A 13,395-nucleotide genomic window follows, 5' to 3' on the forward strand; every position below is an offset into this window, starting at 1 on the left:
TTCGTCCGCATCTTGCCGTAAACGGTATTGTCGGTGGCGGGTATGTGTGGAATTGTGAAGAAAATTACGCAATCAGGAAATGAACGAATGGTCCAGGGCGACCCGTATTTGTCGGACAGTCAAAATAGTGCCGTGGCGGCGCGGGTTCGCGAAGAAATTGCCCGACGGCGCATTTCCAGGCAGCGCCTGGCCAACGATGCACGCATCAGTCTTTCGACATTGGAGAAGGCTCTTTCCGGACATCGCCCTTTCACGCTTGCGACCATCATTCGCCTGGAGCAAGCGATGGGCGTTGTTTTGCGCGAGTCGGCAGGAGCGCAGCCGGCATCGGGCAACGAGAAGTCCGGGCATGCCCCGGAAGAGCTTGGTGCCTATTCGCGTGCTTCGGTTTCATGGCTCGAGGGGGTCTATCTCACGCTTCGGCCATCCTTCGGGGATCAGAATGCGATTTTTGCCTATTGCACCGAGATCGCCTGGAATAGCGAAAGCACGCGCCTGAGTTTCAGGGAGCGCGAGCGCAGCGACGCCTCATTTTCACAGCAGGGCTCGGTATCGGTTCCGCATCTATCGGGGCATATCTATCTCGTCACGAATTCGTCCGGGCAGTATCGTATGGCGATATTGTCCCGCCCAAGCATCACCGGCGAGATGTTCGGTCTTCTGACGACGTTGCGCGCCGGGCAGGGCTCCCACCTCACTCCTGTCTCAACGCCACTGGCCCTGTTGCCGATATCGACCTTTGAGAAACCGTCCTATGGTCGCGTTTCGACCAGCGACCAAAATCACGCGGTCTATTCTTCCATTCTAAGCAAGGCTATCGCTGAGAAGTATGCGGGATTTGTTGCGCTAGCCTGAATCGCCGTATTTCGCGCATGAAAATAGAGAACCGCGGAGTCGGCAAGCGTTCGATGGGCGTCGCACGCGCCGCAGTCGTGATGTGCTCCGATGGCAGGATGCCAGCGGTCGTTTTCTGTTGCCGCTCGAATGTCTGTTTCGGAAAAATCATTGCCCTTGAACGGCAAGGGCTCGCTGGTCAGCTTGGCTAGGGCTATGGTCGGCAGAGACCGCCACGATCTCGGCGTTGAGCCGATGGAGCCAAAGATCCAGCTCACTTCCCCCTGCTCTCCGAGTCGGCTTTCAAGCACCATTGACGCTTCAAAGACGGTCGCCGCCGAGATCAGTTCTCGCGCACGGGTGCAGAGTTGCCGGGTAGGGCAGGGAGGTATCCAATAAAAAGCAAAAGCGGTCCAGTTTAGGGAAATAACTGGGCCGCCTTCTGCTGGACTGGAGGTTAATCAAATTCAGCACGCTAATAATAAGCTTAGCTTATCAAATGTCAACGGAGATAAAACAGCGGGATGTATCCGCGCATCGAGCATTGGACTCTATCGATCGTCGAGGGTGCTGCCTGGCGGTGCCGGATCCGTTGCTGCTGCTTGCATTGCCGAACATTTGGGCGTCTAGATCTCTCCTGTACCTTGTCGCACGAACGCTGAGAAACGAACGGATAGGTAGAATACTAACCTCTCGATCTACAGCGGCTTAAGGCTTTGGCTGTATTGGATTGTGTGGAGGAACGCCCCCGATGCTCGTCAAGCTGCAGAACCAAATACTTGAGATGATTGCTTCCGGTCGGCGACTGGATACCACGCTTGACCGTCTGTGCCGCCTGATCGAAGAGCAGGTTCCTGGTATCGCTTGTTCGGTCTTGCTCGTGGAGGACGGTGTGGTTCGTCCGCTCGCCGGTCCGAAGCTTCCGGCGGCCTATACGCGCGCCCTCGACGGTGTCGAAATCGGCCCAAATGTAGGCTCCTGTGGAACAGCCGCATATCTTGGGCGACCAGTGGCGGTCCATGACGTTTTCCTGGATGAAAAGTGGGAGGCGTTCAGGGATTTGATCGAACCGCTCGGCTATAGAGCGTGCTGGTCGAGCCCGATAAAGAAGAGTGATGGAGCCGTTGTTGGCACCTTTGCCTTTTATTATGAGGAGGCACGCGGCCCATCCAAGATGGAAGAGAAGCTCGTTGAAGCCTCGGTTCATCTCTGTGCCATTGCCATAGAACGTCATACTCGAGCGATGGAGCGGCATCGGCTTGCCTACCACGATGTTTTGACCGGCCTGCCGAACAGAGCGGCCTTCGATCGCCATGCGAGCCAGATCACCCGAGACGGGCTGGGCCTCATACTGCTTGATCTCGATAATTTGAAATTTACGAACGACACCTTTGGCCATCGCGCCGGCGACGATTTGATCAAGGAAGTGGCAGTAAGATTGCGAGGCGTTGCCCACCGTCTGTTCCGCGTCGGAGGCGATGAGTTCGCAATTATATGCCGGGCCCGTAACGCCAACGACCTCAGGCAGGTAGCTGAAGCATGCCTCCAGGTTCTCAAGGCGCCGGCATGCTGCGGCGGGCACACCGTGCTGCCGCTCGCGACCGCCGGCGGAGCCTTGTGCCAGGCTGGCATGAGAATGGATGTTACGCGACATCAAGCGGATATTGCACTTTATCATGCCAAGGACGTCGCGAAGGGACTGTTTCAGATCTTCGACGATACGGTTGCAACGGCAATCACCGCCCGCTTTGACGCGATCCGTGATGTTACGCTCGCTCTGGCAGAGAACAGAATCGTACCGTTTTATCAGCCTGTCGTGGACCTGGAGACCGGGACGTTTGTCGGCGCAGAGGCGCTCTGTCGCATCAGACGGCCTGACGGAAGCCACGCATCAGCCGCTGAATTCTTTGAGGCGATGCATGACGCTCATATCGCCTCGGAAATCACGAGTCGCATGCTTGATCAGATGGTGTCCGATCTCGTCGGCTGGCGCAGGGGAGGCATTGACATCGGCCACATTGCCATCAACGTAACCGCGGCCGATTTTCAGGCAGGCGTTCTCAAGGAACGACTATTGCGTTTCGCTGATCGGGCCGGGCTTGAGCCGCAAAAAGTAATCGTCGAAGTGACGGAGACCGTCTATCTCGAACAAAGGGCGGAATCTATTCGCAACGCCATCATCGATCTGAGGGCGATAGGCTTCAAGATTGCTCTCGACGACTTCGGGACGGGATATGCGGCGCTTTCACACCTGTTGAAGGTCAAGGTTGACATCATCAAGATCGATCGATCATTCACCAAGCTAATGCAGAGTGACAACGGTGCTGCTGCAATCGTCGAAGGAATGGTCGGTATCGCACGACGTATGGATATCGATGTGATCGCAGAAGGCGTCGAGACATCTGTGGATGCTGCGCTGTTGAAAGAGATGGGATGCAAGCTGGCGCAAGGATATCTTTATTCGAAAGCCGTTGATGCCAAAACTTATGCTACGCTCTCCTTGCCGGCAAACTCGGGCAATTGGCACCAGCCAACAAGACATAAAGCGAGCCGCTCCTCAAGACGCTAGCGATTGCCGAGAAGAGACCCGCGCCAGGCGGCGATCCAGATCGGAATGACGGACAATATGGTGACCAAGAAAAAACAGATCCTGCTCAACACCTTCAACATGAACTGCGTTGGTCACATCAATCACGGATTATGGGCTCACCCACGGGATCAATCCGATCGCTATAAGACATTGAGTTACTGGACCTCGCTCGCCGCCACTTTGGAGCGCGGCCTCTTCGACGGCATATTCCTTGCCGACATACTCGGTGTCTATGATGTCTACCAGAGCTCGGTCGATCTGACATTGCGCGAGTCCATCCAGCTGCCGGTCAACGATCCATTGTTGCTCGTTTCCGCGATGGCGGCGGTGACGCAACATCTCGGTTTCGGCGTTACCGTCAATGCCAGCGCCGATGCGCCCTATATCTTTGCCAGACGCATTTCGACGCTCGATCACCTGACGAATGGGCGCATAGGCTGGAATATCGTTACCGGCTATCTCGATAGTGCAGCGCGAGGACTGGGCCTGGACGCCCAAGTCGAGCATGACAGCCGCTATGATCGCGCCGATGACTATCTCACCGTCCTCTACAAGCTCTGGGAGGGCAGCTGGGAGGATGATGCGGTTCTGGCGGATAAGCAGAAGCGTGTCTATGCCGACCCGACAAAGGTCCATCCGATAGACCATCAAGGGCAATTCTATCGCTCACAAGGCTATCACCTCGCCGAGCCGTCGGTGCAGCGCACCCCGGTTCTCTATCAGGCCGGTACCTCCGGTCGCGGTCGGCAGTTTGCCGCCCGTCATGCCGAATGCATCTTCATCACCGCGACCGACAAGAATGCGGCACGCGCAACCGCCCGCACATTGCGCGAAGCGGTCGCCGCTGCCGGACGAAAGCCTGACGACGTGAAGATATTTCTCGGCATGACCGTCGTAACCGACCATTCTGCCGCCGCGGCGCAGGAAAAACATGCCGAGTATCTGCGCTACGCCAATCCGGAGGCGGGTCTTGCACATTTTTCGGCGAGCACGGGCATCGATTTCTCGCGCTACGATCTTGATGAGACCATCGCCTACGGAGCGTCCAACGCCAGTCAGTCGGCTACGCAAATCGCGCAGCAGCGCGGCTGGACGAAGCGGCAGCTGCTGCAAGAGCTCGCCATCGGTGGTCGCTATCCGGTTGTTGTCGGCGATGCCGCAACGGTCGCCGACGAGCTCTCGGCATGGATCGACGAGGGCGAAATCGATGGCTTCAATCTTACCCGCACCGTAGTGCCGGAAAGCTTCGAGGATTTCATCGATATCGTCGTGCCGGCCCTGCAGGATCGCGGCATCTACAAGACAGCCTATGCGGAAGGCGCGCTTCGGCGAAAACTCTTTAGCGAAGGCGACCGGTTACCGGATCGGCATATAGGCGCGTCCTATCGCCGCCCCAGAGGATAACACGCCAGGAAGGGTCTGCCCGAAGCCAGACCCTTCCTGATTGCCAGAGCTCCCGATTGATGGTGCCTGGCGCTAGCCAAGCTCATCTCCGCTCAAGTCGCGGCTATCCGATGCCCACCGCTCGGCCGCCTTCTCGTCGGTAGTTGCCGAGGCGGCCTCACGCCGCCTCTTGCACGCGGTGGAAAATGTCGAGGTGCGAAAGACGGATGGTGTCGTCGACGGCCGAAATGCTTCCGATATATTCGTCAACCACAAACGCAACATATCCTTCCTTCATTTTCACGATGACGATCTGACAACTGTTCGAGGGCTCCCGGCCCAGCATGACCGCCAAGTCATAGACCGGTACCAATTCGCCGCGATATGAGGAGTGACCGAAGGCACGGCGCTTATCGTGGGTTTTGCCGAGCGGTCGCCAATTGTCCGCGCGAGCGACAATGGTTCCGTCAACGAACATATACAGAGTGTCGTGCACGCGCACGGCTGTGGCTGCGCGAAAATAGCCTGATAGAGGCATGGAAAACACCTGGACCTCTTTTGAGATTATCCGGTCAAAAGTGCAGCCGACTGAGGCAACCCTGCTTAAGGGCGCCTAGGCACAATCATGATGCCGCCGAACTTGTATCGGCCAGACACGCTCAAAATAGAATGCCCGCATTGATTAGTGTTTTATAATTTACATAGAAGTTTAACGACTGATTGCCTTTTCGGAAACGACCCGGCACATCGTCCCGGATAGTGGCCAAATCCTTCGGATCGACGATGCGTCCACCTCGTTCTCACCGATAGATCAGAGCTGTCGGCGGGTCGCGAGTTCGGCGTCATGTCGTCAGCGACATGGCGCCTCGCCGACCTTTTCGCCAAGAACGCTTTTCTTCTCAATGGGCTGGGTTGGGGCGGCATGCCGCTGCATACCGTTCAGCGCGATATCGCGAAGGCCGTTTGGTGGAGCTGTCGATCGAGGACGTGCCGCAGGGCAGTCTCAACTTGCCGATGTCTGCCGTCTATCCGACATCCGCACCGCCAGGGCCTGCCGGCCGCTGGCTCGTCGAGCGGCTCAAGCAGTGCCCGAGTAAAATGGCGAGCCTGCCCTAAAAGGACCGAGCCCGGTTCGTTGTGAAAAAGCATCCAAAAGTGCCACGATCCCGGCGGTTGGAAGCTATTTCGAGCCGTATTGCGGGTGAAGATTAGCCAGCCTTAGATTCAGGCGATGCCGCCGAGGCAGACATATTTGATTTCGATGAATTCCTCGATGCCGTAGCGGGAGCCCTCGCGGCCCAGGCCGGAGAGCTTGACGCCGCCGAAGGGGGCCTCGGCAGTCGAGATCAGCCCGGTATTGACGCCGACCATGCCGTATTCCAGTGCCTCGGCGACCCGGAAGACACGGGCAAGGTCCTTGGCGTAGAAATAGGAGGCGAGACCGAACTCGGTATCGTTGGCCTGGGTGATCACATCGGCCTCGTCCTTGAAGCGGAAGAGGGGAGCGACCGGCCCGAAGGTTTCTTCCTTCGCGACGGCCATGGCCGGCGTGACGTCGGCAAGTACGGTCGCCTCATAGAAGCGTCCGCCGAGCTGGTGCCGATGGCCGCCGGCAACGATGCGGCCGCCCTTGGCGAGCGCATCGGCGACATGCTCCTCGACCTTGGTGAGAGCCGCCTCGTCGATCAGCGGGCCGAGATTGATGCCTTCGTCGAAACCGTTGCCGGTCTTCAGCGTGGCGACGGCCTTCGAGAGCTTGTCGGCAAAGGCGTCGTAGACGCCGTCCTGAACATAGAGGCGGTTGGCGCAAACGCAGGTCTGGCCATTGTTGCGGAACTTGGCAATCAGCGCGCCTTCGACGGCGGCATCGAGATCGGCGTCGTCAAAGACAATGAAAGGCGCGTTGCCGCCCAACTCCAGCCCGAGTTTCTTGATGGTCGGCGCGCTCTGCTTGTAGAGCTCGGCACCGACTTCGGTCGAGCCGGTGAAGGTCAGCTTGCGCACAACGGGGCTTGAAGTCATCTCCGCGCCGATGGCACGCGCCGAACCCGTGAGCACGCTGAAGAGGCCCTTCGGCAGGCCGGCACGCTCAGCAAGGATGGCGATGGCGATCGCCGAGAACGGCGTCTGCGAGGCCGGCTTCAGCACCATGGCGCAGCCGGCGGCAAAGGCCGGACCGGCCTTGCGGGTGATCATGGCGTTCGGGAAGTTCCAGGGGGTGATGGCGGCAACGACGCCGATCGGCTGCTTCATGACAAGAATGCGCTTGTCCTTCTGGTGGCCGGGAATGATATCGCCATAGACGCGGCGCGCCTCTTCGGCAAACCATTCGATGAAGCTCGCCCCATAGGCGATCTCGCCCTTGGCCTCTGCGAGCGGCTTGCCTTGTTCGGCTGTCAGGATGCGTCCGAGATCATCCTGGTTTTCCATCATCAGCTCGAACCAGCGGCGCAGGATGCCGGAGCGTTCCTTGGCGGTACGGCCGGCCCATTCCTTCTGGGCGATCTCGGCCACGGCAATCGCCTTCTTGGTCTCGTTGGCGCCCAGATTGGGAACGAGGCCGATGATCTCGCCGGTCGCAGGATTGTCGACCTTGATCGCATTGGAGGGATCGGCTTCGATCCACTCGCCGCCGACCAAGGCAGCTTGCCGGAACAATGATGAGTCATTGAGATGAGAGAGCATTCTTCCTCCTCTGGGCGCTCCAGTTCCATGGAGCCTATTATGAACCGGGCGGCGGCAATCTGTTTGCCAGAGCCTTGCCGGACTTCATCAAATGCAGTGCTTGCCAAGTTTTGCCGACTTTACGCAGCTCTCTCAAGATGTCGAGCGGCACGTTGCCGGATGCCCTTGGCGTCCTGTTCATACTGGGCATATAGATGGGTTGTCGGCGCCATCAAGCTATATTCGTCCCAGATGCCGTGACACGTCAGCTTCGTCGGCATGCCTTCACTGGCGATCACCTCTGCAACCGCGTCTCCATGACCGCCCCGCACATTCGCAGCAGGGATGCAAAGTGCACGACCCAGTGATGGATCCGAATGATCGACGCCGATGCCGCGCTCGGCCATCATGTCCTTCAGGTCGCGCACGCACAACAACATCACAGGATTCTTGCCAGCCCGACGCTGGAGGTTCATTCTCGATGCAGACGTAGGCCTGCCAGAAGCGCCGAGGAATTGAGCCGGCGCTCCATGGGTCTTCGGGAGATTGGCTTCGATGGATTGCTCCGCCTGCGGTTTTGCGATTGAGAGCGGCTTTGCGTTTTGCCCGAAATGCGGGGCAAGGCAGCCGATCTCTTGCGCCAGCTGCGGCCAAGCCTGCCTGCCGGACTTTGCCTTCTGCCCGAAATGCGGCAATGCCGTTGCCGGTGGCGCACGCGCGCAATCCGTGGTTCCCGCCGAGGTCACAACGTCCACCTCGTCCGTTGGCCCCCTGCAACGGGCGGCGGCGTCCGACACGGAAGCCGACCGGCGCCCGCTCACCGTTCTCTTTGCGGATCTCTGCGGTTTCACCACGCTGAGCGAGAAGCTCGACCCCGAGGTCATGCGAGCTCTGCAGAACGAACTCTTCGACGAGCTGACCGAGGCGGTCGAAAGCTACGGCGGCTTCGTTGACAAGTTCGTCGGCGATGCATTGCTTGCCCTGTTCGGCGCGCCGGTTGCTCATGAAGACGATCCGGAACGGGCGCTGCGCGCCGGCCTCGACATGATCGTGCGGGCGGGACGCGTCGGGGATCGCTGGCAGTCTCGCGCCGGCGTACCGTTGCGCCTGCATGTGGGGATCAACACCGGGCCAGTGGTGACCGGCGGCTTCGGCGCCGCCAACGCCCGTTCCTATTCCGTGACGGGCGATACGGTGAACACGGCCCAGCGACTGCAATCCATGGCTGGACCGGATGAAATCCTCGTTGGCCCCTTGACGCACCGCCTCGCCCGTCATGGCTTCGCATTCGAAAGCCTCGGGTCTCAGGTCCTGCGGGGCAAGAGCGGCAACGTGCTCGTCCACCGCCTGCTTGCACCGCTGGAGGCGCCGAACACGGCACGCGGCCTCGAGAGCTATGGCCTCCAGGCGCCGATGATCGGGCGGGACACGGAGCTCGCGCGGATGCTCGGCTGCCTCGATCTTGCGTGCAACGGCAACGCCCAACTCGTCCGCTTGATCGGTGAGGCCGGTATCGGCAAATCGCGGCTTGTCGACGATTTCGTCGAGGCGGCGGCAAAGGACGAGCGCTTTCAGGCGGTCGTGGTGCGGCGCGCGACCTGCTCCCCCCTCGGCGAACAATCCTATGGCGCCTTGGCCGCTGTTCTGCGCAGCGCGTACGGCATTGCAGAACGGGACACGGCGGCGAGAACCGAAGAGCTGCTCGCGGCCGGTCTTGGAGAACTCGGCTTCGGCGTGGAGGATGTCGCCCGGCTGACGCCCCTGTTCTTCCACGTGTTGGGCTTAGGCGACCCGAGCGGCGCACTCAAGCATGTCGAACCCGAACAGCTGCGGCGGCAGATCCTCTATGCGACAAGGACGATTTTCGAGCGGCGCCTGTCCCGCAGCCCGCTGCTGCTGATCGTGGAGGACATGCATTGGGCCGACGCGGCATCGCTGGTGGCGTTGCGATTCATGCTCGACCGGCTGGAACGCAGCCGGCTGATGATGCTGACGACCTGTCGGCCGACGCTTGAAAGCGACGGGCTTGAATCGAACCGCACCAGCCTGACATTCCTGCGCCTTGCTCCCTTGCGCCATCAGGATGGCGAAGGACTGCTGAAGGCCTTCTTCCGTGGGGCGAACGGCATCCCGGCCGCAACGCGCAAGCGGATTCTCGATCGGGCTGGCGGTAACCCGCTGTTCATCGAGGAAATCGTCCGCGGATTGATCGAAACCGAAGCCTTGCGTTTCGATGGCAAAAGCTGGAGCGCGACAGCCGCCGATATCGGCAACGAGATCCCAATGAGCCTGCAGGCGATGTTGCTGACCCGCGTGGACCGCTTGCCGCCCGCGGTGCGGCGGATGGCGCAGGAGGCGTCGGCGATCGGCCCGCGCTTCGACAAAAAGCTCCTCGGCGCCATCGCGGCGGACCCGGCATCGCTCGACACCAGGCTCGATTTCCTTTGTCAGGCCGAGATTATCGATGAGGTAGCCGAGACCTCGGCGCAATCGTCGCCCGGCTATCGCTTCACGCAGACGCTGCTGCACGATGTCATCTACCACAACCTCTTGCTCGAACGCCGCAAGGAGCTCCACGGTCGCATCGCCAGCAGCCTGGAGCGTCTACATCGTGGGGCACCGGATCGGCTGGAAGACCTGGCGCAGCTCGGCCATCATTTCTGCAAGGCCGCTCAAACGCGCAAGGGCGCCGGGTATCTGATGGCGGCCGGCGATTTGGCCCGCAAGATCTATGCGAATGACGATGCGATGCGACTCTATCGCCAGGCGCTCGCCGCCTTCCCCGAGCAACCGGAGAGGATGCCCGAACAAGCGGCGCTCGACGAGCGGCTGGCCGATCTCTGCGGCCCCAACGGCGAGCGCGACGCTGCTCGTGATCACTACGGCCTTGCGCTGGCCGTCCATCGTGCTGCCGGTGACCGGGCCGCTGCCGCCCGGATCTTGCGCAAGCTCGGACGTCTCAACCTCGACACCGGTCGACGCGACCTGGCGGATGCCTTGTTCGCCGAGGCTGCCGGCCTGCTCGACGGCACCGACGAGCCGATCGAGCGCGCGCATCTGCTGCAGGAGCGCGGCCACCTCGCCTTCCGGATGGGAGACCAGGCGGTTGCGGCGCAGTGGGCGGACGAAGCCTTGATTTGCCTCGGCGCCGTATCCGCAGAGGCCTCGAGCCCCGTGGGCCTCGAGGCAGCACGGGCCGGTGCCGAGGCGTTGAACACCAAAGGCGTGGCGCTGGCCAGACTTGGCCGTCATCGCGACGCCGTGGCAGCCGTCGAGAAAAGCCTTGTGGTTGCCGAGGCTGCAGGTCTGCTGAGCGCCGCGTGCCGTGCCTATTCCAATCTCGGCGTGCTCTACACGATCGTGGACCCCAAGCAAGCGATCGCCGTGTGCCGACGCGGATTGGAGGTCGCCATCCGCATTGGCGATCTCGGCTTCCAGGCCCGCCTCTTCGCCAATCTTGCCGTTGCCTGCTGCACCTTCACCGACAATTGCGCCGGGGAGGGCATCCCCGCAGCCGAGAAAGCGATCGAGATCGACCGCGCTCTTGATCAGCGCGACCATCTCGCCGTGCCGTTGATCGTGCTCGGGCAAATCCACCAATGCCACGGTCGGCCGGATCTAGCCCGCAGGTATTACGAGGAGGCCCTCGACCTGGCTCGTGAAATTGGCGAGCCGCAACTGTTGTTTCCATGCTATGATGGCTTGGCGACATTGAATCTCGAACACGACGACATGGCCGAGGCCGAGCGGTATTTTGCCCTGGCGCAGGAGGTGTGCAGCCGACATCAGCTCGACCCGGGCGCGTTGGTCGTGTTGCCGTTTCTCGACTAGAGCCGACGGGACCTTGGGATCGAATGGACCTCGAAATCCTCATCGGATCTGGAATGAAAGAAATAGCGCATGGTGGCGTGCGAAACCGCTTCGTAGAGTTCGACATCATGCTCAAGACCGCCGTCGAGAGCCATTGCGTTCGGGCGGCATCACCCGCGGCGAATGATTTCGCCTCGATTGGAAGAGCTGGAGCGCCGTTTCCAAGATCATTTGAACAGGCGGCGCTCGGAGAGGGAGGATGACATGCCGGACAGCTTCACTGATAGGCCCCTGCAGCCGGGCGATCACGCGCCCAACGTCGTACTTGACGCAATTACCCGCCAGGGGAAGGTCTCAATCGACGAGTTTCGCGGGCAAAGGCCCGTGCTGGTCGGCCTGTTTCGCGGGCTTCATTGCCCGTTTTGCCGGCGCCAGATCACGTCCATGGCGAGCCTTGCCGGCGACCTGCGTGAGCTGGGCATCGACAGCCTGACCGTTGTCAACACGCCGATCGAGCGCGCACGTCTGTATTTCCGCTATCATCCGTTGCCCAACCTGTTGGCCGCATCCGATCCGGACCGTATCTCGCACAGGGCATTCGGACTGCCGAATGTTGAATTCACCGAATCTGAAACCGCGTGGCCGCACAAGGTGGGAATGGATGTGCTGACGTCGATGAAGATCGACATGCCGAAGGAACTTCCCGAGCCGATGGGCGTGATGGCTGCGACCGAGTATCTCGACAAGGCCGACGGCTACGAATTCACCGAGGACGACCGGCAGATGATCGCCGGCGGCGAAGGCCAGCTCGTCGGCGAATTCCTGCTCGATCGCAATGGCGTCGTCAGGTGGTGCTTCACGGAGGTTGCCGACAACGGTCGGCAGATGTTCGGCGTGCCGGCGGCGCAAGATTTGATGTCGGCCGCGTCCAACGTGGCCGCGTAGGTCATGGGGACTCTGGGGATTTCCAAAGCTGAACAAATCGGATTCAAGACTGTTTTTTAGGGGCAGTCACGGGTGTGTTGGATCGTCTGTCATGTTACGGACCGCCCCCAAGAAAGGCCAGTCGGGTGAGGAATGTGTAGTGCGATTCCGACACCATCAATGCGGCGAAGACAAGCACGAGCACCGGGGGGAGCAGGATGGCGTAGATCAACGCCAGCCGCTCCCAGGCCATGTGCATAAAAATCGCAACGATCAGCCCTGCCTTCAGGACCATGAAAAGGAGGATCAGAGACCATCTGAGATAGCTCTGGATGCCGAGGTAGTCGACGAGGTAGGAGAAGGTGCTGAGGACGAAAAGCAGCCCCCAAACGACCATATAAAGTCTTATCGGATGCTGTTGTCCCGAATGCGCCTGTTGTTGTGCCATGATGCCATCCTCACCACAGATAGAAGAATGCAAAGATGAATACCCAGACCAGATCCACGAAGTGCCAGTAAAGCCCCGTTATCTCCACGATCTCGTAATGACCCTTCCGGCTGGTGAAAAATCCCCGCCTTTCCTGATCGAAGTCCCCCCGCCACACCTTGCGTGCCATGATCAGGAGGAACAGGACCCCGATCGAAACATGGGTGCCGTGAAAGCCCGTGATCATGAAGAAGGACGACCCGAATTGCGCCGCCCCCCAAGGGTTCTCCCAGGGACGAACGCCTTCCCTGATCAGTTTGGTCCATTCGAATGCCTGCATTCCGACGAATGTCGCGCCGAGGGCTGCCGTCGCCAACATCAGCGCGGCAGTCTTGCGGCGATCGTGGCGGTATCCGAAGTTGACGGCCATGGCCATTGTGCCGCTGCTGCTGATGAGGACGAAAGTCATGATGGCGATCAGGATCAGCGGAATTTCCTTGCCTCCGATCGTCAGGGCGAAGACCTCGCTCGGATTGGGCCAAGCAACGGTGGTCGACATGCGCGCCGTCATGTAGGCCAGCAGAAAACACCCGAAAATGAAGGTGTCGCTCAGGAGAAAGATCCACATCATCGCCTTGCCCCAGGAGACGTTCTTGAACGCCCGCTGGTCCGATGACAGATCAGCGGCAACGCCTCGCAGTCCCGCGGACCGCAGATGCGGATCACTTACCGGTCTTTCCATGGATTCGGTCATCATCGAAAC

The 13,395-nt window shown here is 60.1% G+C and carries 11 protein-coding genes and 2 pseudogenes; 7 read left to right on the plus strand and 6 right to left on the minus strand.

What is annotated here, in order from left to right; translation table 11 throughout:
• Nucleotides 1–87: 87 nt before the first annotated feature.
• Nucleotides 88–855, plus strand: coding sequence for a helix-turn-helix transcriptional regulator (locus FHT29_RS08285; protein WP_168599570.1), 768 nt, complete (start codon nt 88–90; stop codon nt 853–855).
• Between the two features lie 119 nt (nt 856–974).
• On the opposite strand, the pseudogene FHT29_RS34425 reads toward FHT29_RS08285, so the two are convergent.
• A pseudogene (locus tag FHT29_RS34425) lies at nt 975–1,181 on the minus strand (type II toxin-antitoxin system VapC family toxin); the annotation flags it as partial.
• Nucleotides 1,182–1,585: 404 nt separating this feature from the next.
• On the opposite strand from FHT29_RS34425, the gene FHT29_RS08295 reads away from it, so the two are divergent.
• Nucleotides 1,586–3,403 (plus strand): GGDEF and EAL domain-containing protein, encoded by a 1,818-nt coding sequence (locus tag FHT29_RS08295; protein WP_168599548.1) that lies wholly within the window; start codon nt 1,586–1,588, stop codon nt 3,401–3,403.
• A 57-nt stretch (nt 3,404–3,460) separates the two neighbouring features.
• Entirely contained in the window at nt 3,461–4,828 is a 1,368-nt protein-coding gene (locus FHT29_RS08300) for an LLM class flavin-dependent oxidoreductase (RefSeq protein ID WP_168599571.1), read from the plus strand.
• Nucleotides 4,829–4,985: 157 nt separating this feature from the next.
• Here the strand turns inward: FHT29_RS08300 and FHT29_RS08305 are convergent, their stop codons facing one another.
• Nucleotides 4,986–5,345: a chemotaxis protein CheW gene (locus FHT29_RS08305; protein WP_037200491.1), complete on the minus strand. Its 360-nt coding sequence runs from the start codon at nt 5,343–5,345 to the stop codon at nt 4,986–4,988.
• A gap of 249 nt (nt 5,346–5,594) precedes the next feature.
• On the opposite strand from FHT29_RS08305, the pseudogene FHT29_RS34430 reads away from it, so the two are divergent.
• A pseudogene (locus tag FHT29_RS34430) lies at nt 5,595–5,923 on the plus strand (LysR substrate-binding domain-containing protein); the annotation flags it as partial.
• Between the two features lie 108 nt (nt 5,924–6,031).
• Here FHT29_RS34430 and gabD read toward each other — a convergent pair.
• Entirely contained in the window at nt 6,032–7,492 is a 1,461-nt protein-coding gene (gene gabD, locus FHT29_RS08310; protein ID WP_047554882.1) for an NADP-dependent succinate-semialdehyde dehydrogenase, read from the minus strand.
• Nucleotides 7,493–7,611: 119 nt separating this feature from the next.
• On the minus strand, nt 7,612–7,947 hold the full coding sequence (locus FHT29_RS08315; RefSeq protein WP_047554885.1) for a hypothetical protein: 336 nt from the start codon (nt 7,945–7,947) through the stop codon (nt 7,612–7,614).
• Between the two features lie 79 nt (nt 7,948–8,026).
• Here FHT29_RS08315 and FHT29_RS08320 point away from each other — a divergent pair, with 79 nt between their 5' ends.
• The 3 genes from FHT29_RS08320 to FHT29_RS08330 are packed head-to-tail and all read left to right on the plus strand — an operon-like array spanning nt 8,027 to nt 12,226.
• Complete coding sequence (locus FHT29_RS08320) at nt 8,027–11,302, plus strand: adenylate/guanylate cyclase domain-containing protein (protein WP_047554888.1); 3,276 nt, start codon at nt 8,027–8,029, stop codon at nt 11,300–11,302.
• 23 nt (nt 11,303–11,325) lie between these two features.
• Nucleotides 11,326–11,544 (plus strand): hypothetical protein, encoded by a 219-nt coding sequence (locus FHT29_RS08325; protein WP_131511906.1) that lies wholly within the window; start codon nt 11,326–11,328, stop codon nt 11,542–11,544.
• Between the two features lies 1 nt (nt 11,545).
• Nucleotides 11,546–12,226 (plus strand): peroxiredoxin-like family protein, encoded by a 681-nt coding sequence (locus FHT29_RS08330; protein WP_037200486.1) that lies wholly within the window; start codon nt 11,546–11,548, stop codon nt 12,224–12,226.
• A 94-nt stretch (nt 12,227–12,320) separates the two neighbouring features.
• On the opposite strand, the gene FHT29_RS08335 is transcribed toward FHT29_RS08330, so the two are convergent.
• Both FHT29_RS08335 and FHT29_RS08340 read right to left on the minus strand, forming a co-directional pair.
• The gene (locus tag FHT29_RS08335; RefSeq protein WP_047554890.1) at nt 12,321–12,653 is read right to left on the minus strand and encodes a cytochrome C oxidase subunit IV family protein; all 333 of its coding nucleotides are present in this window, start codon (nt 12,651–12,653) and stop codon (nt 12,321–12,323) included.
• A gap of 10 nt (nt 12,654–12,663) precedes the next feature.
• Nucleotides 12,664–13,386: a heme-copper oxidase subunit III family protein gene (locus tag FHT29_RS08340; RefSeq protein ID WP_037200512.1), complete on the minus strand. Its 723-nt coding sequence runs from the start codon at nt 13,384–13,386 to the stop codon at nt 12,664–12,666.
• Between the last annotated feature and the right edge of the window lie 9 nt (nt 13,387–13,395).

This window comes from Rhizobium sp. SG741 (assembly GCF_012275435.1).
Taxonomy (GTDB): Bacteria; Pseudomonadota; Alphaproteobacteria; order Rhizobiales; family Rhizobiaceae; genus Rhizobium; species Rhizobium lusitanum.